Below are 24,836 nucleotides of genomic sequence, written 5' to 3'. Positions count from 1 at the left end.
TGGAATCCCCTCAGAAACTGAGTTTCTCCAGAACGAACCGCACTACCAATAAAAGAGGACACGTTGTAAAGATATGTAACGAAAATGCTTGAAGTCCCTGATTTTACGTTGTTTCAATACCTGATTCAGCGTCTTCTCTAAGAGTGAAAACATCCTTAAAAAGGTCATTAATAGAAAAGTTTGAGAAACGGAATAGCGTGAAGAGTTGATTTTATCGTGCAAAAAATTGAATATCTATACACCATTTTTTGGCAATTTAGTAAATTAGTCAATCACGTTCCGCAATAAAAGTTTACAACGTGTCCCATCGTACAGGTATCTCGGCGGACACCCTTGGGGGCACCGAACTCGTTTACGATCTCAAAAATCACAAAAATTCCTGTAATTCTCCCGTAAAAGGTGGTTATACGGAAAAATTCTGTATAATACCTAGATAAGGGGGTAAAAAAGAAGTTATTAGGGGTTGAGAAAAAGATTATACGTAAAGTTTTCGTATAATACATAGTTACGCTGCACATCACGGGATAAAATGCCAAGTGGCTGTAATATTGGAGACACAAAAATTTTGAAGAATAAACAAGCTCTTAAAGCAGTAAAGTCCAGACTACAGACAAAGAATTTGAAAAATTCTCTGTTTAGTAGTTTGCTCAGTTCTAATCTTTGTTTACCGATATTTTTTATTGTAAATGCTGTAGGGATTAGTTTCGGAAGTATGATGCTTCTTGAGCAAGTTCTTCCGGCGCAGGCTCAGTCCGCAGTTCAAGAGCTTCTGAATACCCAAAATATATACCGATCGCAAGTCGGTGTCCCTCCCCTCAAATGGAATAACTCCTTGTCCCAAGAGGCACAAAATTATGCGAACTACCTCGCATCGCATAGATTATTTCAACATAGCAATGTCAGAGGAGAAGGAGAAAATCTTTGGATGGGCACATCACGTCGGTTTAAGTTTACCCAAATGATTCAGAATTGGGGAGACGAAAAGCGGCTTTATCGCCCTGGTGAAGTCATCACTCAAACTAACTATCACAGTTTTGGTCACTATACTCAAATGGTTTGGCGAAAAACAACACAAGTAGGCTGTGGTGGTGCTGAAGGGAAAGATGGGCAATATAGACTCGTTTGCCGCTACAGTCCTGCAGGAAACACTATCGGTCAACGTCCATACTAATGGAACAAACTCTGATCGCTGCTCAATTAATAAGCGTCAGAGCATAACAAATCATTGGAGTGGACAGATATGGTATTTTCGGTTTGAGTTAGAGGCGATTGCTTGCCGCTCAATGAAGCCGTTAGCCATCTCAATTCACCTGAGTAAATCGTATTTTCAACTCTAAATGATGACAAAGATTTTGCATGAACTTTTTTAGGGGAACTTTCCCATAAAGTCAACACCCTACCCTGGGCAGGGCTGTTTCATTCCCTCTCAAATCGGATTTGTCAAGATGGTTAGCTATAAAAATCATAAGTATGGGTAGCAATGAAATAGACTTTTAAGCACATAAATATAAGTGTGATTGTTTATTTTATCGGCGCCTTGGTAGCAAAATTACCAATAAAGATTTGCGCGAAACCCTTGATTTTTAAAGATTTTTAGGGAACGAATCAGCCCTGCTACCCTGGGGGGGAATCAGTTTAATTCAAAATCTAAACTTTATTTTGTATATTGCGTTTTACTTTCCAACCAACGAGAAGAGATAAACCAACAATAAACATCGGCGCCATTGATGGTTCAGGAACGGGAGTAATTACGAGTGAGAGGTTATCGAAGTAAGCATCATTCACCCGTCCTCGCACATAGTCAGCGTTCAACAGCACGTTGATTTGACGTGTGCCAACCGGAACTATACCGTTTACTGATTGCAAAAATAAACCTGTGGTGTTTTTTCGTTGTTGTGCAGTTGGTGAAGTGATGCTTCCAGACCCTAAAGATTGATTGTTCTGACCAAGAAAAGAAACATTGACTATAGCGCTGTCTGCATCAGTGCTATATCCACCCAACCAACCACTGAGACTGTAGGCGCCTTTTCCAGCATCGATAATTGATGCAAGGTCACCTACATTAATTAATTGAGAAGCGCTTGAAGAAGCTCTATCACCACCACCATAAAAGAAAGCGTTCCCACGTAAGGTAGGTCCCGGACTATTTGCATTGGGAAGTCCGCTAACACTAACTATTTGATTTGCAGGATTTACAAACTCAAAACCGCTTGCACCATAGCATAATACGCTAAAACTACCAGTCGGCGCCCAACCAGGAATAGTAGGAATAGCAGAACCAACAGCGTCTCCTACGGCATCGCATTTACCTTGTTCAGCATTTCCATTCACAATTAAATTCTGACCCACTGCTGCATCTACACGACTAGAAAACATCAAACTAGTGCAGGCATAAGCAATGATGCAAAAGGGAAGGATATTGAGTTTGTTCATAATCTATTTACTAGGGAAATTTGATTTTTAATACTTATGTGGTTTCCTAATTAATTCAAATAATACCAACTTTGTCAGAGTAAATCAATATAAACACGTACCTAAAAGCCAACTTTATTAAATCTTCGCAATGCGACCCAAGACTGATTTGAAGGTATTATATTCATTTACACAGTTTTTGCATTATTGCAAAGTATTTTACGCATAATCAATCTTCAAGTAAAATTAACCGTAAAGGGTCTAAATGTACGTACCACGGCAAAGGTTCGTCTTTAAGAGTAGCCCATTTTTCTTTTAATATTTCTACTTGTAAGTGATAATCATTCGCGTTGTGAGAAGGAGAGTTTAGTTTGAGAAATAGCGTCATTCTATGAGGTGTTTCGCTAGTTCTTACTAAATAACAAGGAAAAGTATTTTCAGAAAAGCTATTGTGTCTTACACTAATATGATGCGCGCGGATAGCAATGTGAGATAATTGATCAGGTATTGGTTCGATTACCTGTAAAGTGCAGCCCCAGTCAAGAGCCTCTACTTGTTGAGGTTCTGTCATTACAGCTTGTGAAAAATTCTTACAGCCAGTAATCTTAGCTACGCTAACTGTAGCCGGATGTTCAAAGATATCATGTTTGGAAGCATATTGCACTGATGAACCTTTGTCTAACACTAGTAAATTTGGACAAACTCGATAGGCTTCTTCCATATTGTGGGTGACAAATAAAGCGGCGCCGTTATAATTGGCTAACCTATCTATCATTTCTTGTTCTAGCTGACTTCGTAAATAAGTATCGAGAGCAGAAAACGGTTCATCTAATAATAAAGCTTCTGGTTGCGAAGCTAATGCTCTTGCTAATGCAACCCGTTGTTGTTGACCACCAGAAAGTTGGTGTGGATATCTATCTTCTAACCCTTCTAACTGTACCGTTAAAAGTTGAGTTTCTACTTGTTGCTTAATTGCCGTTTTAGACAAACCCTTTGGCAAACCGAAAGCGACATTTTGCGCTACAGTCATATGAGGGAAAAGCGCATAATTCTGTACTAAAAAACCTATACGTCTAGAGCGACTGGGAATATTAATTTTTTTTGTTGAGTCAAATAACACTCGCCCATTCAATACAATTTTACCTGAGCTTGGTGTTTCTATCCCGGCAAGGCAGCGCAATATCATACTCTTGCCGGCGCCTGACCCTCCCAACAATCCTAAAACTTCCCCCCTTGCAGTGAAAGCAACCTTTAAATCAAACCCAGGAAAGTTCTTTTCAATATCTACAAATAAACCAGAATCAGATGTAGAGACGTGACATGTCACGTCTCTACGGAGTTGGGAGTTAGGAGTTGGGGATTTGGCATTTTTTATTCTTTTGTCTACTTGCACTCCCCTTCTATGAGTCCTTGTCTCTCGAGACTTTTGCCAAATGTTAACCGCGATAATACCAGATAGAGATGTACTCATAATTACGAGTGACCAAAACCATGCTTCGTTATTCGCTCCTCCTTCAACAGCAAAATAAATAGCTAAAGGCATCGTTTGAGTTTGCCCTGGAATGTTTCCTGCTAACATCAGTGTGGCGCCGAACTCTCCTAAAGCGCGCGCAAATGCTAAAGTTGTTCCTGCTAAAATACCTGGGAGCGACAACGGTATCATAATTCGCCAAAAAACTGACATCTCAGACGCTCCAAGGGTTTTGGCGACTAGGAGAAGATTTTCGTCAATTTGTTCTAAGGCGCCTAATGCAGTTCGATACATTAATGGGAAAGATACAACCGTTGCCGCAATAGCAGCACCATACCAGTTAAAAACAATACTAAATCCCCCGAATGTACGATCCAAGAATTGTCCCGCAGGTCCAAACTTACCAAAAAACATCAGCAGTAAAAATCCAACAACCGTAGGAGGTAAAATTAGAGGTGAGACGAAAATCCCCTCAATAAAGGATTTACCTTTGCCCCGATACTTGAGCATCCAGTAAGCAGCGGCAATACCAGCAAAGAAAGTAATAATTGTTGCCAGTAATGAGGTTTTGAGCGATATCCAAAGCGGGGAAAGGTCTTGTGGCATTTTGCGATTTTGCTCCGCACATGAATAGATTAAAAAAACTTCTTGTTATAAGTGCGTGACGCTACTAGATTATTTGCTTCGTTTGAAAATTGTTGGTAGCGTCACACACCCTACGTTTGTTTCATTTAAGGCAAAAGAAAACCGTATTTTTTTAAAATAGCTTTAGATTGGTCTCCAGATAAATACTGTACAAACTCTCTAGCTGCTTGTTGACTTTTACTCTGCTTCAGCACTGCCATTGGGTATATAATTGGCGAATGATATGTTTCCGAAGCTGAGACGACAGTTTTAACTTTGTCAGAAATTGCCGCATCAGTTCGATAAACTAAACCTGCATCTGCGTTTCCAGACTCTACAGCTGCCAAAACTTGCCGCACGTTATTAGCGAAGACAAATTTGGGTTTGATTTTATCGTAGATTTTTAGCTGTTTCAGAACTTGTTCTGCATATTGTCCTGCAGGTACGCTTCTAGGTTCACCAATCGCAATTTTCTTGATATTGTCTCGCGTTAGATTAAAAAAGCTAGTAACACCTGTTACATTTCTTGGCACAATCAACACAAGACGATTTCTTGCTAAAATGCCACGAGTACCTGGAACTAGTTGTCCTGCTTGGTCTAATGTATCTACTTGTTTTTTAGCAGCAGAAACAAATATATCCGCTGGGGCGCCTTGTTGAATCTGTTGCAGTAAGGCGCCGGAAGCGCCAAAATTATAATTGATGGCTACCCCAGGTTTGCTCTGTTGGTAATTAGTCTTAATTTCTTCCATCGCCTCTTTTAAACTTGCGGCAGCGGAAACTAGTAAAGTGGTGTTTGATTGCGCTACTACAGTAGACGGCGCCATTAATGGCAAACTAATTGTAAGCAGCAAACCAGCAACTGCTGCCCCAACAAAGGCAAAAAATTGTCTTCTGTTCATGGAAAACTTGTTCATGAGAGATTTTCTTTATAGAATTGAGGCTTGGTAGTATATTACCAACATTTAACCAACTTACCAATAACCTTGGTAATATTTATGTCAAGAAAAGAACAAGGATGTATAACATTTCAAACGTCAGCTATGGGAGCGCAAACTCCTAGAAGAGTCCTATTAGCAGTCTCAACGCACAAAAACAGAAATACTATGGGGGCTTGTAATAAATTTAACTAAGCAATCTTCCTTGGCAGAGTCTATACAAGAAACACAAAATGAACATGCTGAAACTTTTAACATCAACATTACTTCTGAGAAAAAACCCCTAAAGTAGAAATTACACATCACGTTCAGTAATTACCAAAGTTTCAGTCGAAGAATTGGAACTTGAAGTAGGTAAAGATGCTTATGCAGTTATTAAGTTTACAGACATAGTGGTCGCTGGTAACTAAATTAACTAAAAATATTAACTTAATTAACTTTTCCTTAATGTAACTGTTGTTACACTTTACCAGTTTACTTGGTAATATAATTAATTACCAAATAAATTGGTAAAAGCACGTGTAACAGCGTCGCTTATTGTTACACAGGATAATTAACAATGCCAGAGGAACAAGATTTCACTTTCAACAAGACAAATTTCCTTTATCCCCGATATCCGTATCGCGGTAACCTTACACCAGAAAATTTAGTATTTAACTCTAATTTACAAGAATTTGCACAAAAAATTGGATATATATGTGGTTTACAAACATCTGGCAAAATATCTCCAGAGGAAGCTTATGCTCAAATTAAAATCCTCTGGAAACAATTAAAACAGGCTAAAAAGGAATTAAAGATTGGTCAAATTCCTTGACGACCTCATTACTAAACAGCGTGTTTTTATATAGTTTTTTTGTATTAATAGAATATAAATCCAGTAATTGTACTTACTACTAGTAAATTTACTGAGGGCGCATTTGTTTCCTACTTGTTAAATTTAACAAGTTCTCTCAACTTAAATAATTTCAGGTATGAAAGTTAGCGCTAGAAACTCTTTTAAAGGTACAGTCAAAAAAATTATTCCCGGAGCCATCAATACGGAGGTACTGCTAGAAATCTCACCTGGAGTAGAAGTAACTGCAATTATCACAAAAACTTCAGTGGAAAACATGAATCTGACGATTGGACAACCAGCTTACGCAATGATTAAATCATCCGACGTAATGGTTGCTGTAGATTAAGATAGTACTCATGAATTAAAAGTAAGCGGTTTATGATTAAAAGCAAGCCGCTTTCAAAGTTTTAATTTCCCGAATATCAGGCGCCAATAATAAAGTAAAAATCAAAATCTCAAGGCAAGCAAAAACTCACGACTATTTGCCATCTATACCTTTACAAAAATTAACGTATTCTCAAAGGCTTTAAGTATAAAAAGATGCTTGCAATCTGATGTGTTATGTGACACCTTTTTATTAAGGGTTAACTACTGTATATTTATAGATTTACAGTAGTTTAAAAATAAAACTTGATACACGTAACTCATGACACATACAAACAGTAACAAGCCGATTTCTCTTGAAGTGGGGCAATTTTCGCTCCACACTACCTTAATGTTGGCAGCAGGTGTTGGTTTAAGTTTAAGTATTCCCGTTTATGCCCTCGCTAGTTCTCAACTAATTAGCCAAAAGCCTAATAGGGTAGAACTCAACTTGGTTTCTTTTTCAGTTACACAGTCTGCCTACGAGAAAATTATTCCTCAGTTTGTCGCCAAATGGAAGCGAGAAAAAGGTCAAGATGTGGCAATTAAGCAGAGTTATGGAGCATCTACATCTCAGTCTCGTGCCGTAATTAGTGGACAACCAGCTGATATCGTAGCCTTATCTCTGGCACAGGATATTACAGATATTCAGAAAGCAGGTTTAATTAAGCCAGGTTGGGAAAGAGAACTCGACAACCGTAGTATTATTACTCGTTCAGTAGTTGCTTTACAGACTCGTCCCGGTAACCCCAAGAACATCCAAACTTGGGCAGATTTAGTAAAACCAGGAATAAAAGTGATTACACCTGACCCCAAAACTTCTGGAAGCGCGCGGTGGAATTTTCTAGCACTATGGGGTTCGGTAACACAAGTAGGTAATACTGAAGATAAAGCACGTCAATTCGTCACCCAAGTTTACAATAATGTTCCTCAACTACCTAAAAGCGCGCGTGAAGCTACAGACTTATTCTTCAAACAGAAGCAAGGAGACGTTCTGCTAAGTTATGAAAACGAAGTAATTTATGCAAGACAAAGAGGTGAGAATAACGCTCCTTATGTAATTCCCAAAGTCAACATATCCATTGACAACCCAGTAGCAATCGTTGATAGAACTGTTGATAAACGCGGTACACGTCAGGTAGCAGAAGCATTCGCAAATTACCTTTTTACTCCTGAAGCTCAAAGAGAATTTGCGAAAGTCGGATTTCGACCTGTAAATGAAACTGTAGCAAAAGAAGTAGAAAAGAACTTCCCTCGAGTTGATCAACTATTTTCAGTTGTTGACTTAGGAGCATGGGACAGAGTTCAGACGAAATTCTTTGATAATGGCAGAATCTTCGACCAAATTAAAGGCAACCGTCGCTAAACATTATCTTGATCTTGTAGAATTATCTTGTGGAACGGGCATCCTTGCCCGTTTTTTATATCAGTAGGGTGCGTGACGCTATGAATAGCTTTCAATGTAATTATAAGACTTGTAGCGTCACGCACCAGCTTTTAATTGATAATATTAGGGCAGGCAAGGATGCCCACTCCACAAGAGAAGTAGATTATAAAATGAAAATATTTACTATTAGACTCAAACCCAACGACGACTTAAGACAGAGTTTAAAAAATTTTGCCATACAACAAAACATCACAGCAGGATTTATCATTACAGCAATTGGTAGCCTCAAGCAAGCCACAATTCGCTTTGCTAACCAAAATGAAACTACAACATTAAACGATAAATTTGAGATTCTCTCTCTCAACGGCACAATTGCAAACACAGGTGTGCATTTACACATAGCTATATCAGACAAACAAGGTAAAACCATCGGTGGACATTTAGTTGATGGTAGTATAATTTACACCACAGCAGAAATAGTTATTGGTTCAAGTGACGAAATTACCTTTTTACGAACCTTTGACTCAAAAACCGGATATCTAGAATTAGAAATTATCCAAAATACCTCTCAATATTTGCCTTAAAATGTTGTAGGGTAATTACTAAAACTTTGATAAGCCAATTATGAGCTATGTTCACTCACTTCGAGCGTTAGTTGGAAATCGACCTTAATTATTGCAGGCGCCGCTGTGCTAATTATAGATGAACAAAATCGCTTACTGCTTCAACACCGTATAGATAATCAGCAGTGGGGCTTAATTGGTGGAAGCATGGAAATTGGAGAATCATTGGAAGAGACTGCCAAACTGGGATGTTGTGGTTAACGTAGTAGCAGTTTACACATCTCGACACTTTAGAGGAGAACTGAAAGCTAATCAAAAGGAGGCGCATGAAGTGCGTTTCTTTGAGTTAACAAAGCTACCTCTGGAGTTGAGTCCGCCAGATAAACCAGTTATAGAGCGCTTGCTTCACAATTTATCTTACAGTTAGATTTATATAAGATTTTAATAATGATGACACAAGGTGCTATTGAACGTTTTATGTGGGAGGCAATCTACGAGGGAAGAAAAGCATTACCGAAATGTCTTCCGAATCCTCCTGTTGGCTGCGTGCTTGTTGAAGATGACAACATTATTGCTAGAGGTTATACCAATGAACCTGGGCAACATCACGCTGAAGCAATGGCACTAAGCCAAATAAAACATAAGGAATTAACAAATGTTATTGCCTTTGTAACGCTAGAACCATGTTCGTTTTACGGTCGTACACCATCTTGTGCCAAAGCATTAGTAACAAGAGCAATAAAAGAGGTGTATGTAGGTATTATTGATCCACATCCAAAGAATAATGGGGCAGGCATTATCCTATTACGTGAAGCGGGAATAGAAGTTCATGTGGGTGTACTGAGCGAAATTATTCAGCAAGACCTTCAACCTTATTTAGTATTTGAGCATTAATTACAAAATAAGTGAAAGTATTATTGCTGATACCTTTGCAAACGCTGTTTTAATGTTCCTGTATGTAACTCAAACAAATGATTATCATAATCGTAGAAGTATAAAGAACTTCCTTCTCCTTCTACACGACTACGCCCTACCCTAACATCTACCCCAAGATTTTTAATTCTGTTTTCATATAGTTCAAAATCTTCTTCGTTAATTTTAAATGCAATATGATTATAAGTCCTTTCTGCTAATGGCTCTCCTTCCATAATGGCAACCCATAAACCGTTTACGAGAAAAAACTTCTCCTTTGATATAGAAAAATTTTTATCTTTACTATAGTAAACTTCCTCGGCGCCAAATATCTGTGTTAAGAAGTTTGTCATCTTCTCCAAATCTTTGACAATAAATGTTATGTGGCTAATTCCTTGAATCATTTATTTTACTATTAATGTTAAAGTTGAAGTTGAATATTATTGATTGCTCCTTGTGGAACTTCTCCACTTAACGCTTGTACTATATTATATGCTGCTTCCAGGGCTATATCACGACGGATATCATGAACGGCAGAGCCAAGATGCGGTGTAAAGAAGGTTTTATCTTTAGCTTTTAGTAATGATTCGGGGATAGATGTTGGACGGTCAATTCTTGCCCAATCTTCAAACTCAAAAACGTCGGCAGCATAACCTCCAAGATGTCGTGATTCTAATGCATTGGCGACAGCTTGCTCATCTACTACAGAACCACGACAAGAATTAATAAGAAAACTTCCTGATTTCATTTGCGCTAAAGTATCTTTGTTAATTAAATGTAGAGTATCAGAAATTAAAGGCACCATCAACACCACATAATCACTTTCTTTAAGTAGAGCTTCAAAAGATACATAAGATAATTCTAAATTCTTTTCTATTTCCACAGGTAAAGGATTTACATCGTTGTAAATAAGCTTCATTTCAAACCCTGCGAGACGCTTTGCCAAGGCTTTTCCAAGACTTCCCATACCTACAATACCAAGTGTTCTATTTTTTAAACCAACACTATAAAACTTCGGTCTCCAACCTTGAAATTGACCACTGCGAACAAACTCATCTCCTTCTAACAGGCGCCGAGATAAGGCAATTAATAATCCTACGGTCAATTCAGCAGATGGTTCTGCTAACAAAGTCGGGACAATAGTAAACCAAACACCTCTTTGAGTACAAGCTTCTACATCAAAATTATCATAACCTCTCAAAGCGGCAGCAATCACTTTCAATTTTGGACAAGCTTGCAAAAATTCAGCGTCAATACTATCTGGCATAAATACCATCAGCGCTTCCGCATCTTGTGCTAACTCAATAATTTGAGTGCGCGTTAAGGTTTCTTTAGTTGGGTTAGCAATAATTTCGTAATCGCTTAAAAACTCGATTACTTCTGGATGTACCCAATTAGTAATTACAACGCGCGGTTTCATTGGCTTGATTCCTGTATGCGGTTAAAAAAAATATTAGCATAATTTACTGTATATTGATAAAATTTTAGATGTATGCAATATTTTAGTAAAATAACGAGATACCAAGGTCGTCTATGCCAAAAATGACGCTAGACCAGTTACAAATTTTTATGACAGTCGCGCAACATTGGTAGACTTTATCTTTCCATACATAACCTCGACAATCTAGCTCAATAAATCGCTTAATATAATCTTTTTTGGGAATTTTACTTAATTGCGGCTTGAGTCTTTCGTATTGATTAGCTATAAACTTTTGAATTGAAATATCTCTATCGAGAAGTGTTCCATCTAAATCAAATAGTATTGCTTTAATCATTTGATTGTATAAGGTTAACTTGCAACGGATGTAACGGATAAGTTATTTTAAATCTTTAATCTATACAGCAAATTTCAGGTATATGAGGTATACACCTAATACCCCCGAATTATGTAGAGACGTTACATGTAACGTCTCTACATGTATTCCTGAATTTTGTAAAAGAATAGTGTAAACTATAGTATGTCTATCGATTTACTGTATATTAAAATATAAGAATTACTTTTGTATAGAAGTAATTTTGTATTCATGCTAAGTATTAAGCTTTGGATTTGTTTCAACTATGAGTCAAGTTTTAGACGAAGTTCTATCGGCAAACCGTATTTATACAGATGATTTTGGTGACAGGGGTAATCTAACTATTCCGCCGAGGCGCCGCTTTGCGATTCTCACCTGTATGGATGCTAGACTTGACCCGGCCAAGTTTGCAGGATTATCTGAAGGTGATGCTCATGTGATTCGCAATGCTGGTGGTCGTGCTTCGGATGATGCAATTCGCTCGTTAGTCATTTCTTACAAATTACTTGGCACTCGTGAGTGGTTCGTGATTCATCATACTAATTGTGGTATGGAAACCTTTACTGATAAAATTATGCGTGATTTACTTGCCAGTAGTCTCAAAGCAGCTACGATTGATGATACAGGTTGGCATGATGTTGGTGATGACTCTGGAACAAATGAAGCTGAGTTTATCGATTGGTTAGCTATTGATGACCTTGCTAAAAGTGTCTATATAGATGTGAAACGGATTCGTAACCATCCATTAGTTCCGCGCGAAATTCCTATTTACGGTTATATCTATGATGTGAAGACAGGAAAATTGACTGAAATTCCTGAAGCTACGAAAGTTGGGCAAGCTGTATAAGTTAGAGTAATCCAAGGAATAACTGATCCTGTAGGATAGGCGAGACGCCTATCCTACATGATTTATTTGCGTATTTTTTAATTGGAATACTCCTAACGGCGCCAGTAATTCTATACAATAAAATAAAGCATACGTAATAAATAAGTACAAATTATTAGTGAATCTAAATATGAGAGGGAGCGTAAATTGTCACTATTAAAAACACAACCGCCAGTTTTATCAAGCTCACAAAAACTTCTTGCTCTATTTGGTGTAGGTGTTGGAGTATTTATGTCTACCTTGGATGTAGGTATTATCAACGTCGCTCTACCAACGTTAGTTACTCAGCTACAAACTACCTTCCCTCAAGCTCAGTGGGCAGTATTAAGTTATCAGTTGGTTAGTTCTAGTTTGGTTTTAGCCGCCACTCGTTTGGGTGACATGTGGGGGAAAAAATCTTTATACCAAGCTGGAGTAATTACATTTACCTTGGGTTCATTGTTGTGCGGTCTGGCGCCTGATATTAATTTTTTAATCGGGTTTCGTGCTTTACAAGGGTTAGGCGCCGTGTTTTTATCTGGACTTGGTTTGGCTATTATTGCAGAAATATTTCCCAACTCTGAACGAGGTCGGGCTGTTGGTATTATTGGTAGCATTGTTTCACTAGGAGTTGCGCTCGGTCCTTCGTTGGGAGGTTTGTTTCTATATATAGTAGGTTGGCGCAGTGTTTTCTTGATTAATGTGCCGTTAGGTATAATTGCGACTGTACTTGTTGCAAAAGTAGTGCCTTCTTCTGTACTTAGTAAAGAGAAACAACGGTTTGATATGCTTGGCGCGATTTTAGCATTATTAACGTTGAGTAGTTTTGCGTTAGGGATGACGCAAGGACAACGAGAAGGTTTTAATAGCAGTCACGCAGTTAGTTTACTAGCATTGAGTGTTATTGGTTTTGTTAGTTTTTTGATTGCTGAAACTCGTATCAAACAGCCTTTACTAGAAATTAACCTGTTTCGCAATTTGCGTTTGAGCATGAGTCTGTTAAGTAACTGGCTCGTATTTATCGTTTTGTCTGGCTTAATGCTGGTTATTCCCTTCTTTTTAGAGCGTGTCAAACAATACCCCACTTCAAAAGTCGGATTACTACTTGCCATATCACCCATTGTTAGCGGTTTAATTGCTCCAATATCTGGCGCCATGTCCGACCGTTTTGGCTCTCGCTTAATTGGTTTAACTGGATTAGGATTGATGATTGGCGCCTGTCTTGCTATAAGTACTTTTGATGCTCAAACAACAGAGTTAGGGTATATAGTACCTTATTTTATCTACGGCGTAGGGCTGGGGTTATTTCGTTCTCCTAATGATAGTAGTGTTATGGGGGCAGTACCTAGGGAAAGATTAGGAATTGCATCTGGGTTGTTATCTCTATCGCGTACTTGTGGGGTTACTGTTGGTATTGCTGTGATAGGAGCAATATTTACTGGGTTGAGTGCGACTATGGATGTAGCAACTGCTTCAAGTGAAGCAATTGTTGCAGGATTTCAAGGAACGTTTCGTGCTTCGGCAATAATTCTTTCTTTGGCAGCATTAGCGTCGGCTTTTAGGTTACAGAAATCTGCTGTGTAGAGACGCGATTAATCGCGTCTCTACGTGTATTTTTGGTAAATAAAAATACTTTAGTGACTGCACAGGCAGGATGTCTGTGCCACAAGCTTTGACAAAAGTCAAAAATACTCTTGCTTTATTAAGCAATATGTGTGATTCTCTAAATAGATACTACACTAATCCGACCGATTAACTGTATTTAATCAGTTAGCAGTTCATGAATCAGAGTGAGGGGTGAATATGGCTCTTAAACTTGAAGGAAAGGTGGCAATTATTACCGGAGCATCTTCGGGTATTGGTGAAGCAACTGCAATTGCGTTAGCCCAAGAAGGTGCCTCTATTGCGATTGGCGCCAGACGTGGTGAGCGTTTGGAGGCATTGGCAAATCGTATAGAAGCAAGCGGTGGTAAGGTATTGCCGATTGTTACCGATGTCACAGACGAGAACCAAGCTAATAATTTAGTAGAAAAGACAAATGCAGAGTTAGGACGGGTAGATATTCTTGTTAATAACGCAGGTGTGGCATTAACTGGCAATATCGACGGTGGAAATACTGCTGACTGGCGCCGGATGATTGATGTAAATGTTCTAGGGGTATTTTATACGACTCATGCAGTTCTACCAATTTTCAAATTGCAGCAAACAGGACATGTTGTTAATGTCTCATCGCTAGCAGGTCGTATTGCACGAGCAGGTGTTGGTATATATAACGCAACTAAATGGGGGGTTAATGCTTTCTCGGAAGCATTACGGCAAGAAGTATTGCGAGATAATATTCGTGTCACCATCATTGAACCGGGATTGGTAGATACAGAAATCAATAACCACACCACTGACCCTGTAGCAAAAAAAATTAATGAAGAACGGCGCAAAGCAATTGTGCCACTGCAAAGCGAAGATGTTGCAGCAGCAATAATTTATGCTGTGACTCAACCTTCCCATGTGAATGTAAATGAAATTCTAATTCGACCGACTTTACAAGAACGGTAAATTGCTAGATACAATCCAACAATGAAACACCAAGAAGGATATTTTAAAGGAACCGGGGGAATAAACCTTTATTATCAAAACTGGCGCCTGCTCGATAATCCACATGCAATTGTAGTCATAGTACATGGTTTAGGAAGTCATAGTAATTTATTCGGTAATATTATTCAGTATTTGGTAAAAGCTGGATATGCCGTATATGGTTTAGATTTACGTGGACATGGACGCTCGCAAGGGCAAAGAGGACATATCAACACTTGGTCTCAATATCGAGAAGACATACAAACTTTCTTAAAATTAATTGAGGTACAAGAGCCAAAATCTCCATGTTTTCTCTTAGGTCATAGTTTAGGCGCCATAATTGTTTTAGATTACGTACTTCGTTTAGCCTCTTCAGTCAAAGGAATTATTACAATGGCGCCTCCATTGGGGAAAGTAGGTATTTCACCTGTAAAAATGAACCTGGGACGCACACTTTCAGCAGTAATGCCAAGATTCACCCTTAGTGTTGGACTTGCTGGAAATCAAATTACCCGCGACCAAAATGTACAGGAAACTTTCACTCAAGACGTACTAATGCATTCGAGAGGAAGCGCACGTCTCGCAACTGAATATCTAGCCGCAAAAACTTGGATTCAATCTCATACCGCTTTCCTTAAAGTTCCCATTCTAATCTTGCACGGTGGTTCTGACTCAGTGGCGCCTCCTGAAGGTAGTCGTATATTCTTCCAACAAATCGCTTTCCCAGACAAAGAACGCTATGAATACCCTCAAAGTCGTCATGCGCTACATCGCGACCTCGACTATCAATCAGTATTAGCAGATTTAGGAGACTGGTTAGAAAGACACGTTAAGGGAGGAACTGTGATTCCATTCACTCCTCGCTCAAATAGTAATGAATATATGCTGGGTTAACTGGCAACGGATTAAACGGATGTAACGGATAGGTGATTTGTAGCACAGGCGAGACACCTGTGCCTTGTTTCTTACCACAGAGAAAACCGTACATTTGTATGTTGGCATAGCAACCCTGCTTGCCAAAGCAAAACTACAAAAACTTGATAGAGTTTTAGTATTTTTTCAAACCCCTTGATTCGCTGCTCGAAGTGTGCCACAATGTGAAACAATAGCATAATACAGTATTCCGATTGATTTACAGTACATTTAATAATCATCGTCCAAGTATTAGCAAGGAGATAGAAAGCGATGTTACATCAAGATACTGAGCAAATGTCTTTCTTGAAAGGTTTGGAATCACGGTGCCAGTTAGGAATTCCAAACAATAGGCGCCTATGGAATGTTGCTTCCACAAATGGACGAATCAATGGAAATGCAAGTAAGTCATGCTTTGATTAAATTATCGGTGTTTGTTGCTGGCACAATTAATTAAACCTCGTATAAACAAAGGAGGATAAGCACGTGTCTAATATTGTTGCAATTGCAGGAAGCCCATCTCACCCTTCCAGAACCTATGGACTTTTGGAATATGCGAATACTGTTTTACAGCAAAATGGTTTGAAGACAGATGTAATATCAGTACGCGATTTACCTGCTGAAGATTTGATATTTGGACGCTATGACAGTCCGGCGCTAGAACACCCCAAAGCTTTACTCAAAGATGCGGATGGTGTCATTATTGCCACTCCAATTTATAAAGCAGCTTATACAGGTACATTGAAAGCATTTTTAGACTTGCTACCTCAGAAAACACTTTTGAATAAAGTTGTTTTACCGATTGGGACTGGTGGAGCTATCGCTCATGCTTTGGCAGTAGACTATACACTTAAACCAGTTCTTTCTGAACTTGGAGCAAGACATATTTTAGGAAGTGTTTATATAGTAGATAAACAAATCCAATTAAACGCAGAAGCAAAAATTCAGCTTGATGAGGAAAGTGAGCAGAAGTTAAAGGATGCTCTAAATGGACTAACACAAGCTGTAAATCCGATAATCAAATCTAAAGAATTGGCTCACGTTAATTAAGTTTTTAAATGTTGCCTCAATATGCCATATCTGGGTAGCAATAAATCCTCTACCTGCTACCTTTTTATCATTGTTTTGTTTCTTGTCAGTCTTCCTATTCTGCAATTGGTAGTAGGTGGGTATTAAGCGTTCCTATCTACTACTTTTATATCAAATATTTGGTCTAATCAGCTTGAAGATAATAAGGAGCCTAAGTCATGTTACCTCAACGAGTGGAAAGAGAATTAGCTCACGGTGAAGCTTGGGATTGTTATTTGGCAAGCCAAGTTGAATTTGAGTCAGCAGGAAAAGACCTTTGGGACGGTATCAGTCAGCATGAAGAAAAAAAGCGTAGACTTTTAATTATAGATTTAATCGCTAAAATTATTTTAATATTTACTAAACGTATTTTTACTACTTAGAAACTGGATTCTTTAACTATAGAGGTGTAAAATGCCAACTAATAGCATATCTACTTGGGAGCAACTACTGGAACTTGCTCGACAAAACACCGATGCTCGCCGCATAGCAAGACCAGGACAGTCTCCATCTACGGCGCCAATTCCTAGCAGTCTTCATAAATTACCCAAAGATACAAAACCGCCAGTTTTACTATATCGCGATACAAACTCTTGGTGTCCTTTTTGCGAGCGGGTTTGGTTTGCTTTAGAGGAAAAGGAAATTCCATTTGAAACAGAATTCATAGACTTAAGTAACAAACCCAAGTGGTACACAGATTTGGTTCCTACAACTCTTGTACCAGCAGCAAAAATTGAAGGTAATCTTGTTTATGAGTCGAAAGATATTCTTCTAGCATTAGAAGAAAAATTTGGACGAACCTTACTTCCAGATGACCCAGAGGAATACTCTGTTGCACGGCAATTAGTTGAAGAAAGTGAAACAAATGGTTTCTTAGGCGCCGCTTACAACTTCCTCAAAGAAAACACATCAGATTGTATAGAGCTAGCAAATCACCAAGTCGCATTTGAAACGAAATTAGACGAACTTGAACAACTTTTAGGAAAATATCCAGGCGCCTACTTTTTATCAACATTTAGCTTAATCGATATATTATACAGTCCTCATCTCGACAGATTAGCAGCAAACTTACCAGTATATCGAGGCTATTATATCAAAGGGAATCCGCGCTTCCCACGAATTAACGCTTGGTTTGAAGCACTTAATCAACGTCCTGCTTACCACCGCGTTAAATCAGATGACATTACTAACAATTTACTTCGGAAGAGAAGATGGGGCGCCCAACCAATAGGAAATCTTTTACCTCCCGACCCAGCATATACCAACGTAACTCAATATCGTGCGGAAGCTGCGGAACGATTAAGTGATAACCGCGAAGTAGCCATTGGAGACATTCTAAAAAACTCTGGAGTTCAAGCTTTAGCCAAAGATGGTGATATTTCAGAAATTAGAGAAGCAATAGACTTTCATTTAAGACTGCTCGCTGATTATCTAATTCATGGTGGCGAAAAAGTTTTACCTTGGGGAAGAGTTGGAGGCAAAGATAACGCAGACCCAACTTCTTCAGCAGTCGGCGCCATTACATTAGCTTACGTCAGAAATCGCATTTGCGCCCCTCGTGACATGAGCGCAGGCGCCGCAACCGCATTTAGAGCAGCTACCGATAAAGTACTAGCATCTATCTACTAAAATTAAAAACTTGGGAAGAACAGGCACATTCCTTCCCAGGTTTAAATATAAACATCAGGTGTATATCAATTCAAATCACAAAAAACCTATAGAATACTCCAAAAGTGTAAAAAACCCTTACCAGAAAACAATTCGATTAAAACAGCAGCGACAAAACCAATTTGAGCAAAGCGACCATTCCAAATTTCAGCTTGTGGAGTAAAACCCCAAACCCAAGCATTACGGTCTTTAAGTTCAGGCAAATTGAATGTTGTGGTTGTTTTTGGTGTTTCTGACATAATCATTAATCCAAAATAAATTAATTAAGGTGTGTAACCTTATGTAATAAGTATAACGTTTTATTGTGAAATTTACAAAAATTTATATTATTAAAACCTGAAGAATTGATTAGATTTATTGATAACTAAAATAAATGTGTTAATAATTTATTTAAAGTTGAACAAATTACTTTTTATAATTAATCTAATTTTAATATTTTTAACTGCAAAATAAAACATTAGTGAAAGACAGAACCATATCTAATGCTGTTAAACCAGAACCAATTAAAAGCACAGGTTCATCAATAGATAACTTATCTAACCAGTTCTTCGACCATGCCCAATTAATGTAGCGTTTGCTTTCATAGAAAGTTGGGTCATCTATACGTGGATTGGCACTTGGAAAATTTCCGAGTTTTTCAAAAAATCGGGCTTATTTTTGTAAAAATTTAAGCATTACACTAGCCACTGCATCTGGTGACTCAACCAAAAAACCATGACCGGCGCCTTCGATAATAACAAGCTCGGCATCATTGATACCATCAGCAAGTTGCTGAGAAAATGCCACAGGTGTAAGAATATCTTCCTTTCCAACAACAACTAATGTAGGGCAGAGAATTTTGTGGAGACGGTCGTTAGTGTGATTGTGGAGGATAGCTTGGCTTTGATGATAAATTCCGTGAGGTGTTGGTAAGGGGTAATATTCAATGATACTAATAATATTCTGAATACTTCCACTTGAGTAAAAATTTTCAGTATACATCCAAGGCAGCAAGCTTTTTTGATAAATTTTTGCTTCCAAATGGTTAGATAAGTTCCCGAACATTTCAATTATTGAATTAAATTTAGCATCGCCTTGTGCCCAAGATGAAAGCAATATTAAACTTTTGACTTTTTCTGGGTGTGACAAAGCTAATTCTTGGGCAATCTGTCCACCCATTGAATGACCTGCTACATGTACTTGAATAATTCCCAAATAATCCAATAGTTCTACAGTATCATCAGCCATCTGTTTAATAGTATACGGACTATCCGGCGCCGAACTTTTACCAACTCCTCGGTTATCTAAGCGAATCACTTGATAATTCTTAACTAGTGCTGATACAACTAGCGACCAGTAAGAGCTATCACAATCAAACCCAGCAATTAATAATAAAGGTGTACCCGTTCCTTGAATGTTGTAGTACAAATCAATCCCGTTGACATGGATTTTCGGCATAATTCCTACTGATAAAATTGGGATGTTCTTAAAAATATATCTTTTGATAGAGATGTTTTAACAATTTTTCACTTGATTATCCTTGTTTTAATACAGTATTATGATAAACAACTGTATCTCAGTCAGTTTACCGTAGTATTTACTTGTTTTCTATAGAGAGCTTTCTTTACCCCTAATAATATCTTTCAATCCGCTGCAAATAATCAGTGGTGCAGACCACGAAGGAGAAATACAAATGACAGTAACTGCAACACGTATTGCTATTACTCCTACCGGAGGAGCGCTCGGAGCTATTGTCACAGGTCTTGATACAAGTCGTCCTGTGGCGCCGGAGGTAATTCTGCAACTCAAGCAAGTATGGCGAGATTATCACCTCCTCATCTTTAAAGACCAAATTTTAAACGAAGAGCAGCTGTTAGCGTTTGCGAATTACTTTGGCGATATATTTCAGCAACCAGCGTATATTCCCAAAGGTAAATCAGAAACTGTATTGCCACCACTCGTACTTACTCTTTCCAACGCATCCTATGAAGAAAGTTCAGTGAATTTACGTCCTGGTAATATTGAACTTTTACCTCATATAGACCATCACTGGTTCGCTGCTCCATCAAGTGGTTCGCTTCTATACGCAGTGGAAATACCCGAAGGTGGTCCAGATACTTATTGGGTCAATTTAGTTCAAGCTTATGAAGAATTAGACGAAGCAACTAAGAAACAGATTGCTAACTTGCAAGTACTCCATTACAATCCTTTCGCCAAACTTCACAAAGGTGATATTCCCTCTGCTTCTTACGGTCCTGGTCGAGAGCTTGAACCAGGTGAGAAAGTAATAGCGCATCCGCTTGTTCGTACTCATCCAGATAGCGGCAAAAAGATTTTATACCTTAATGCAGCGAACGAAGTAGAAATTGTTGACTACGACCCAGAAGAAGGTGCAAAGCTGATTGAGCGATTGCGGCAGCACATCAAACAACCAAAATTTGTCTACCAACATCATTGGACAAAAGGCGACCTTTTATATTGGGATAATCAAGCAACCGCGCATTTTCGCCCAGAATTTAATGAGAATGCAACACGAATACTAAAGCGTGTTAGTATTCGGGGTAGCCGTCCCTTCTAGTTCGCCTTTAATTTGCACATTATAGAGACGCGATGAATCGCGTCTCAAATATATCTACATGAACAGCCTCAATTATTATGATAATATTGCACAGGTATACGACCAAACACGCTGGTTAACAGAATCTGTAGCAGAGGAAGTAGCTGACTTTATTATTACTCTTACCCGTGCGGCGCCAGAAACTAATTTTCTAGAACCAGGTGTAGGAACAGGATTAAACGTTTTTCCTTTGGTTAAGCGTGGTTATTCCGTAAAAGGGATTGATGTTTCTCAAGAAATGCTTGATCAATTCCGTCAAAGATTCGATAATACTCCTTCTAATTTAAAGCTAATTCATGCTGATGCCTCACAATTACCTTTTTCAGATAACAGTTTTGATGTTATATTAACTGTTCATATGCTTCATACTGTCTCTGATTGGAGAGTATTTTTAGATGATATACATCGTGTGCTAAAGCCAGGAGGTTTTTATCTCAATTCTCAATGGATTACTCCACCTGCAAGAAAAGAATTTGAAGGCTATTTTCGAGAACTTTTGGTTAAATCTAAAGAAACCAATACAAAATCTAAAAGTGCTGATTCAGCGATACAAGAAATAGACACAGAAGGATATTTAAATCAAAAAGGATATGTATCAAATTACTTAGTAGCTAAAGAATGGACAGTTAGTAATACAGTAGAAGAGTTACTCAATTTGTTTAAATTGCGCCCATATGGTTTATGTTGGCAAGTTTCAGAAGATGTTTTTCATAAAGTATTAAAAGAATTTGAAGAGTTCTGTATTAAACATTATGGTTCTTTGAAGACTATTATCTCATCTGAAGCTAAATTTGAAATATGGGCTTATAGTTTATCTACTACGCCATAATTGCCACAAACTGAATTAGCGGCGCCACAGCATCAACATCACCAACTACCTGGATGTGCTGTCTAGCTTCGTCGGGAAGCAAACTTTTAGTCCAAATTCGCCAAATTATATGAGCAGGAACAATAATAGAGGTTTGTGCTGCTGGGTTTATGCCGCTCCATAACGACCAAGTACCACGTTCTCGTTTTAGTGTCCAGCCTAATGTCACTTGCTCTGTAGTTGAAATTGATACAAGTACCCCATCTTGTGCCTCAAATTTACGATACGCAGATGGTAATCCGCGCGCGAAGGTTTCGAGTACAGGCGTTAGCAGTGAAGGTGTATAAAGTGGAGGACGTTCTGTAGCGTCACGTAGCTGCTGTTGGTGATGCCATTTCTCTGTATACTCGCGCGCAATATCAAACCAGTTGCGGGAAACAGTCTCTCCAGCCCAAGCAACACCAAGTCCATCAGCATTAGCATCCATTTGCTCAAACAACGAAATCAGCACTTTATCATATATCTCAATCAGTTCGATTAGAACCTGAGGACTGACGCGACCCATTCCTATCATAAACTCACGGTTATCTTGCTGTATAAAAGCTATCAGTTCTTCAATCCCACTAAATGAGCGCATCGGTGAGCGGTAGCTGTCGCGCAGGCTCGAAACACGTCGAATGCTACCGTGAAGCAAATGTGCTGTAAGGTCTTTAACATTACGGTCTTTATGTATAGTCGGCCTAGTCCAGTCAACTGGCGCCAAATCACGAAGTAAATCGAGCAGCGCTTTGTTGATAACACGAAACGGTTCTATAACCGGAATTGGAACTGTATGATCAAGACGTGTTTCGGTGGAGAACATAGTAGGGTGCGTCAAAGCTATTACAATCTTCAATCATACGGAAAATTAAACTGCTTTGACGCACCATGCTTGAATGTCGGTGCGTGACGCTACAAGTGCCTTCATATTGAGTGGAATTTTTCCATAGCGTCACGCACCCTACCAAAACTTTTGACACAGACCAATAGTTTTAACCGACAAACCAATTTAACCAACCTTCCCAATTGTTCACGATTGCAGCAAATTCTGCATAACCATTTGCTTTGGGATGGGCGCCATCATTAGCTTTTGCTTCCGTTAGCCAGACGGGTGACTTAAGCAAAATGGGAAATATATCAAGATACGGAACTTCTAGTTCGCTACAAACTAATCCAAATTGCTGTGATAAAGTTGTAATAATCTGGTCTCTTTGTTCTTGGTTGACATCGCCACAAGGCGGTGGACCTACCATCAATACTGGGTAAAGTTTTTTTGCTTCACTCAAAATACTGCGGGTATTGGCGATAGACTCAGCCAATTCAATCCCCTGTCGCTTGCCAGCCCATCCTGATTCATTTACTCCAAACGAAAAAACAACTCTACCGTCATATTCTTTAGGTAGACGATTAGAAACTTCTTGTTGCCAACGTTGCTTTAAATCGCGACTAGTTTGTGCCCGAATACCTAAATTGTAGTGAGTTATTTCGTATCCTTTTTGACTGGCATGGGCACAAACTCTGCCTGTCCAACCTAGAAACTCTGGGTCGCCTGTACCATTAACAAACGATTCACCTAGGAAACAAATTCTGATTTCTTTCATATATTGTTTTAAGATGACTTTCACTATCTTGCAGTATTTTAAGAAGAAAATCACTTCCTCTCTTATTTTTTAGCTGTCCTAGAGATTTCGCTGCATGTCTATATTGCTGCTGGGGGGGGTGACGAACTAGCTTAAAGCCTTATCCAGTAAAGGTTATAGATGAGTAACCGTTTGAAAGACAAAGGTAAATTTAGAACCAAGTCTAACGAAAAATAAGACTTTTGTACGAAGCTTATTGATAATAGAATCAATAAAGTCTAAAAATGGTGTTTATCTTTTTATGCCACGCGCTTATAACTATTGCTGTGTCTCAGGTTCAGAGGTTTTCGTCACCCCCTCAGATAAGTCTAATTCATCAAATTTCATACTTAAACCTTTTTTGTATAATTAGCATAATATATTACAAAAATACTTAGGAATTGCGGTCAATAAAAATACTTATTAACTTCTAAGTAAATTAATATCTTGCGCCTAGTGGTTCGTGTCATTAATTTTGATATGTTGGGTAGGGTGCGTGAAAGCTATTACAATCTTCAATAAAACGGAAAATTAAAATGCTTTCACGCACCGGCTACTTGGTGGTGCGTGACGCTACAAGATTTTTTGTGTTTAGTGGAATTTTTCCGTAGCGTCACACACCCTACCATACCGTGACGGCAGGCGCCAACTAACCAAAACTTTTGACATGAACCACTAGCGAGAAAACTCGTAAAAAGAAAATGAAGAGCGCACAAGTATAACAGCCACTAATTTCTGATCGAGAACAACTAACTTAGTATAGGACTGATATATGCTCTATCTATTAATGTAGGAATACAATTACTCACATCTAATTCTGCTGCTAGATCAACATCTTGTTCAAATCCTTTTTCAATAAGTTCTATTCCAGAGCCACATTGCTTGAGAAGAGATTTTAAATTGGGTTGAGCATAGCGATAAGCTGCAAGTGCTATTTGTGCGTCTGGCGATAAATTTCCTTGTAGATAACTAATGATGGCGCCTGCACCAATCAAATCCTCAAACGAGGGGCGGAGACTACCATCTTCCCATTTTTCACCTGCTGGTATAACCGCGATACGGCGCCCATATTTGGTTGCAGAATTAGCGACAGCTCGACAATTTCTCAAACAACCAGCTAAAGTTGGAGTCTTTCCTGTTGCTAAACTAAGAGAAGAACCATTTGGTGAAGGAAGTACCAATCGAGTGTTCTCAGGTATTTGACTCAAGGATAGGGGAGAAAGTGAATAACCACTACCTCCCCTTCTAGTTGCTAATTCGGCGTTCACAGACTTAGCAAATATAGATGCCGATTCATTGTTCCATTCGTAGGGGAAAACTATAGCTCTTCGACTATTGGCAATTTCAATGCAAGTCGAAAATGAAAGAATGTCAACTATAATAATGACATCA

At 38.6% G+C, this 24,836-nt stretch carries 28 protein-coding genes and 1 pseudogene; 18 read left to right on the top strand and 11 right to left on the bottom strand.

Features of this window, described 5'->3' with window-relative positions; all coding sequences use genetic code 11:
- Positions 1–712 precede the first annotated feature (712 nt).
- Positions 713–1,171 carry a CAP domain-containing protein gene (locus AC2JBO_RS26760; RefSeq protein ID WP_496956667.1) on the top strand — a complete coding sequence of 153 codons (459 nt, stop codon included), beginning with the start codon at positions 713–715 and terminating at the stop codon, positions 1,169–1,171.
- Positions 1,172–1,647: 476 nt separating this feature from the next.
- Here AC2JBO_RS26760 and AC2JBO_RS26755 read toward each other — a convergent pair whose 3' ends face one another.
- The 3 genes from AC2JBO_RS26755 to modA form a co-directional block, all read right to left on the bottom strand.
- The gene (locus AC2JBO_RS26755) at positions 1,648–2,433 is read right to left on the bottom strand and encodes a PEP-CTERM sorting domain-containing protein (RefSeq protein ID WP_496956666.1); all 786 of its coding nucleotides are present in this window, start codon (positions 2,431–2,433) and stop codon (positions 1,648–1,650) included.
- A gap of 208 nt (positions 2,434–2,641) precedes the next feature.
- Positions 2,642–4,489 carry a molybdate ABC transporter permease subunit gene (gene modB, locus AC2JBO_RS26750; RefSeq protein WP_496956665.1) on the bottom strand — a complete coding sequence of 616 codons (1,848 nt, stop codon included), beginning with the start codon at positions 4,487–4,489 and terminating at the stop codon, positions 2,642–2,644.
- 125 nt (positions 4,490–4,614) lie between these two features.
- A complete protein-coding gene (gene modA, locus AC2JBO_RS26745) occupies positions 4,615–5,409 on the bottom strand; it encodes a molybdate ABC transporter substrate-binding protein (RefSeq protein ID WP_496956664.1) in 795 nt (264 codons plus the stop codon).
- Between the two features lie 96 nt (positions 5,410–5,505).
- On the opposite strand from modA, the pseudogene AC2JBO_RS26740 reads away from it, so the two are divergent.
- The 7 genes and pseudogenes from AC2JBO_RS26740 (at position 5,506) to AC2JBO_RS26710 (ending at position 9,487) form a co-directional block, all read left to right on the top strand.
- A pseudogene (locus AC2JBO_RS26740) lies at positions 5,506–5,855 on the top strand (TOBE domain-containing protein).
- A 149-nt stretch (positions 5,856–6,004) separates the two neighbouring features.
- Positions 6,005–6,259, top strand: coding sequence for a DUF7219 family protein (locus AC2JBO_RS26735; RefSeq protein ID WP_496956663.1), 255 nt, complete (start codon positions 6,005–6,007; stop codon positions 6,257–6,259).
- A 157-nt stretch (positions 6,260–6,416) separates the two neighbouring features.
- Positions 6,417–6,626: a TOBE domain-containing protein gene (locus AC2JBO_RS26730; protein ID WP_073622348.1), complete on the top strand. Its 210-nt coding sequence runs from the start codon at positions 6,417–6,419 to the stop codon at positions 6,624–6,626.
- 300 nt (positions 6,627–6,926) lie between these two features.
- A complete protein-coding gene (locus AC2JBO_RS26725) occupies positions 6,927–8,009 on the top strand; it encodes a sulfate ABC transporter substrate-binding protein (protein WP_496956662.1) in 1,083 nt (360 codons plus the stop codon).
- Between the two features lie 191 nt (positions 8,010–8,200).
- On the top strand, positions 8,201–8,614 hold the full coding sequence (locus tag AC2JBO_RS26720) for a PPC domain-containing DNA-binding protein (RefSeq protein ID WP_496956661.1): 414 nt from the start codon (positions 8,201–8,203) through the stop codon (positions 8,612–8,614).
- 105 nt (positions 8,615–8,719) lie between these two features.
- A complete protein-coding gene (locus AC2JBO_RS26715) occupies positions 8,720–8,854 on the top strand; it encodes an NUDIX domain-containing protein (RefSeq protein WP_496956660.1) in 135 nt (44 codons plus the stop codon).
- A 186-nt stretch (positions 8,855–9,040) separates the two neighbouring features.
- Positions 9,041–9,487, top strand: a complete 447-nt coding sequence (locus tag AC2JBO_RS26710) for a bifunctional diaminohydroxyphosphoribosylaminopyrimidine deaminase/5-amino-6-(5-phosphoribosylamino)uracil reductase RibD (protein ID WP_496956659.1) — start codon at positions 9,041–9,043, stop codon at positions 9,485–9,487.
- Positions 9,488–9,507: 20 nt separating this feature from the next.
- Here the strand turns inward: AC2JBO_RS26710 and fosX are convergent, their stop codons facing one another.
- From fosX to AC2JBO_RS26695, 3 genes are all read right to left on the bottom strand, one after another.
- Complete coding sequence (fosX, locus tag AC2JBO_RS26705; RefSeq protein ID WP_496956658.1) at positions 9,508–9,909, bottom strand: FosX/FosE/FosI family fosfomycin resistance hydrolase; 402 nt, start codon at positions 9,907–9,909, stop codon at positions 9,508–9,510.
- Between the two features lie 17 nt (positions 9,910–9,926).
- Complete coding sequence (locus AC2JBO_RS26700) at positions 9,927–10,925, bottom strand: phosphonate dehydrogenase (protein WP_496956657.1); 999 nt, start codon at positions 10,923–10,925, stop codon at positions 9,927–9,929.
- A gap of 82 nt (positions 10,926–11,007) precedes the next feature.
- Positions 11,008–11,280, bottom strand: a complete 273-nt coding sequence (locus AC2JBO_RS26695) for an HAD hydrolase-like protein (protein ID WP_496956656.1) — start codon at positions 11,278–11,280, stop codon at positions 11,008–11,010.
- A gap of 283 nt (positions 11,281–11,563) precedes the next feature.
- Between AC2JBO_RS26695 and AC2JBO_RS26690 the strand changes: the two genes are divergently transcribed.
- From AC2JBO_RS26690 to AC2JBO_RS26655, 8 genes are all read left to right on the top strand, one after another.
- Positions 11,564–12,145, top strand: a complete 582-nt coding sequence (locus AC2JBO_RS26690; RefSeq protein WP_496956655.1) for a beta-class carbonic anhydrase — start codon at positions 11,564–11,566, stop codon at positions 12,143–12,145.
- 186 nt (positions 12,146–12,331) lie between these two features.
- Entirely contained in the window at positions 12,332–13,747 is a 1,416-nt protein-coding gene (locus AC2JBO_RS26685; RefSeq protein WP_496956654.1) for a DHA2 family efflux MFS transporter permease subunit, read from the top strand.
- 219 nt (positions 13,748–13,966) lie between these two features.
- Positions 13,967–14,716 carry an SDR family oxidoreductase gene (locus AC2JBO_RS26680; protein WP_496956653.1) on the top strand — a complete coding sequence of 250 codons (750 nt, stop codon included), beginning with the start codon at positions 13,967–13,969 and terminating at the stop codon, positions 14,714–14,716.
- A 21-nt stretch (positions 14,717–14,737) separates the two neighbouring features.
- Positions 14,738–15,628: an alpha/beta hydrolase gene (locus AC2JBO_RS26675; protein ID WP_496956652.1), complete on the top strand. Its 891-nt coding sequence runs from the start codon at positions 14,738–14,740 to the stop codon at positions 15,626–15,628.
- Positions 15,629–15,919: 291 nt separating this feature from the next.
- Positions 15,920–16,069: a hypothetical protein gene (locus AC2JBO_RS26670; RefSeq protein WP_496956651.1), complete on the top strand. Its 150-nt coding sequence runs from the start codon at positions 15,920–15,922 to the stop codon at positions 16,067–16,069.
- A gap of 63 nt (positions 16,070–16,132) precedes the next feature.
- Positions 16,133–16,696 carry an NADPH-dependent FMN reductase gene (ssuE, locus tag AC2JBO_RS26665; RefSeq protein ID WP_496956650.1) on the top strand — a complete coding sequence of 188 codons (564 nt, stop codon included), beginning with the start codon at positions 16,133–16,135 and terminating at the stop codon, positions 16,694–16,696.
- Between the two features lie 197 nt (positions 16,697–16,893).
- Positions 16,894–17,097 carry a hypothetical protein gene (locus AC2JBO_RS26660; RefSeq protein ID WP_496956649.1) on the top strand — a complete coding sequence of 68 codons (204 nt, stop codon included), beginning with the start codon at positions 16,894–16,896 and terminating at the stop codon, positions 17,095–17,097.
- Between the two features lie 31 nt (positions 17,098–17,128).
- Entirely contained in the window at positions 17,129–18,343 is a 1,215-nt protein-coding gene (locus tag AC2JBO_RS26655; RefSeq protein ID WP_496956648.1) for a glutathione S-transferase family protein, read from the top strand.
- Positions 18,344–18,429: 86 nt separating this feature from the next.
- Here AC2JBO_RS26655 and AC2JBO_RS26650 read toward each other — a convergent pair whose 3' ends face one another.
- Both AC2JBO_RS26650 and AC2JBO_RS26645 read right to left on the bottom strand, forming a co-directional pair.
- Entirely contained in the window at positions 18,430–18,621 is a 192-nt protein-coding gene (locus AC2JBO_RS26650) for a CAB/ELIP/HLIP family chlorophyll-binding protein (protein WP_496956647.1), read from the bottom strand.
- A 412-nt stretch (positions 18,622–19,033) separates the two neighbouring features.
- A complete protein-coding gene (locus AC2JBO_RS26645; protein ID WP_496956646.1) occupies positions 19,034–19,819 on the bottom strand; it encodes an alpha/beta fold hydrolase in 786 nt (261 codons plus the stop codon).
- A 235-nt stretch (positions 19,820–20,054) separates the two neighbouring features.
- Here AC2JBO_RS26645 and AC2JBO_RS26640 point away from each other — a divergent pair, with 235 nt between their 5' ends.
- Positions 20,055–20,939: a TauD/TfdA dioxygenase family protein gene (locus tag AC2JBO_RS26640; protein WP_496956645.1), complete on the top strand. Its 885-nt coding sequence runs from the start codon at positions 20,055–20,057 to the stop codon at positions 20,937–20,939.
- Between the two features lie 58 nt (positions 20,940–20,997).
- Complete coding sequence (locus tag AC2JBO_RS26635) at positions 20,998–21,807, top strand: class I SAM-dependent methyltransferase (protein WP_496956644.1); 810 nt, start codon at positions 20,998–21,000, stop codon at positions 21,805–21,807.
- On the opposite strand, the gene AC2JBO_RS26630 is transcribed toward AC2JBO_RS26635, so the two are convergent.
- The 3 genes from AC2JBO_RS26630 to AC2JBO_RS26620 form a co-directional block, all read right to left on the bottom strand.
- A complete protein-coding gene (locus tag AC2JBO_RS26630; RefSeq protein ID WP_496956643.1) occupies positions 21,797–22,648 on the bottom strand; it encodes a maleylpyruvate isomerase mycothiol-dependent enzyme family protein in 852 nt (283 codons plus the stop codon). The genes AC2JBO_RS26635 and AC2JBO_RS26630 overlap by 11 nt on opposite strands.
- Before the next feature lie 169 nt (positions 22,649–22,817).
- The gene (locus AC2JBO_RS26625; protein WP_496956642.1) at positions 22,818–23,426 is read right to left on the bottom strand and encodes a GDSL-type esterase/lipase family protein; all 609 of its coding nucleotides are present in this window, start codon (positions 23,424–23,426) and stop codon (positions 22,818–22,820) included.
- A gap of 767 nt (positions 23,427–24,193) precedes the next feature.
- A partial coding sequence (locus AC2JBO_RS26620; protein ID WP_496956641.1) for a 2-phosphosulfolactate phosphatase occupies positions 24,194–24,836 on the bottom strand: 643 nt, incomplete at its 5' end.

This window comes from Calothrix sp. CBUCES-K 9914, from assembly GCF_059640475.1.
This window is presented reverse-complemented; position numbering and strand designations above follow the sequence as displayed.

Coding starts and splice junctions, on each gene's coding strand:
- AC2JBO_RS26760 (WP_496956667.1), top strand. CDS start 713: ATGATGCTTCTTGAGCAAGTTCTTCCGGCGCAGGCTCAGTCCGCAGTT.
- AC2JBO_RS26755 (WP_496956666.1), bottom strand. CDS start 2,433: ATGAACAAACTCAATATCCTTCCCTTTTGCATCATTGCTTATGCCTGC.
- modB (WP_496956665.1), bottom strand. CDS start 4,489: ATGCCACAAGACCTTTCCCCGCTTTGGATATCGCTCAAAACCTCATTA.
- modA (WP_496956664.1), bottom strand. CDS start 5,409: ATGAACAGAAGACAATTTTTTGCCTTTGTTGGGGCAGCAGTTGCTGGT.
- AC2JBO_RS26735 (WP_496956663.1), top strand. CDS start 6,005: ATGCCAGAGGAACAAGATTTCACTTTCAACAAGACAAATTTCCTTTAT.
- AC2JBO_RS26730 (WP_073622348.1), top strand. CDS start 6,417: ATGAAAGTTAGCGCTAGAAACTCTTTTAAAGGTACAGTCAAAAAAATT.
- AC2JBO_RS26725 (WP_496956662.1), top strand. CDS start 6,927: ATGACACATACAAACAGTAACAAGCCGATTTCTCTTGAAGTGGGGCAA.
- AC2JBO_RS26720 (WP_496956661.1), top strand. CDS start 8,201: ATGAAAATATTTACTATTAGACTCAAACCCAACGACGACTTAAGACAG.
- AC2JBO_RS26710 (WP_496956659.1), top strand. CDS start 9,041: ATGATGACACAAGGTGCTATTGAACGTTTTATGTGGGAGGCAATCTAC.
- fosX (WP_496956658.1), bottom strand. CDS start 9,909: ATGATTCAAGGAATTAGCCACATAACATTTATTGTCAAAGATTTGGAG.
- AC2JBO_RS26700 (WP_496956657.1), bottom strand. CDS start 10,925: ATGAAACCGCGCGTTGTAATTACTAATTGGGTACATCCAGAAGTAATC.
- AC2JBO_RS26695 (WP_496956656.1), bottom strand. CDS start 11,280: ATGATTAAAGCAATACTATTTGATTTAGATGGAACACTTCTCGATAGA.
- AC2JBO_RS26690 (WP_496956655.1), top strand. CDS start 11,564: ATGAGTCAAGTTTTAGACGAAGTTCTATCGGCAAACCGTATTTATACA.
- AC2JBO_RS26680 (WP_496956653.1), top strand. CDS start 13,967: ATGGCTCTTAAACTTGAAGGAAAGGTGGCAATTATTACCGGAGCATCT.
- AC2JBO_RS26675 (WP_496956652.1), top strand. CDS start 14,738: ATGAAACACCAAGAAGGATATTTTAAAGGAACCGGGGGAATAAACCTT.
- AC2JBO_RS26670 (WP_496956651.1), top strand. CDS start 15,920: ATGTTACATCAAGATACTGAGCAAATGTCTTTCTTGAAAGGTTTGGAA.
- AC2JBO_RS26660 (WP_496956649.1), top strand. CDS start 16,894: ATGTTACCTCAACGAGTGGAAAGAGAATTAGCTCACGGTGAAGCTTGG.
- AC2JBO_RS26655 (WP_496956648.1), top strand. CDS start 17,129: ATGCCAACTAATAGCATATCTACTTGGGAGCAACTACTGGAACTTGCT.
- AC2JBO_RS26650 (WP_496956647.1), bottom strand. CDS start 18,621: ATGTCAGAAACACCAAAAACAACCACAACATTCAATTTGCCTGAACTT.
- AC2JBO_RS26645 (WP_496956646.1), bottom strand. CDS start 19,819: ATGCCGAAAATCCATGTCAACGGGATTGATTTGTACTACAACATTCAA.
- AC2JBO_RS26640 (WP_496956645.1), top strand. CDS start 20,055: ATGACAGTAACTGCAACACGTATTGCTATTACTCCTACCGGAGGAGCG.
- AC2JBO_RS26635 (WP_496956644.1), top strand. CDS start 20,998: ATGAACAGCCTCAATTATTATGATAATATTGCACAGGTATACGACCAA.
- AC2JBO_RS26630 (WP_496956643.1), bottom strand. CDS start 22,648: ATGTTCTCCACCGAAACACGTCTTGATCATACAGTTCCAATTCCGGTT.
- AC2JBO_RS26625 (WP_496956642.1), bottom strand. CDS start 23,426: ATGAAAGAAATCAGAATTTGTTTCCTAGGTGAATCGTTTGTTAATGGT.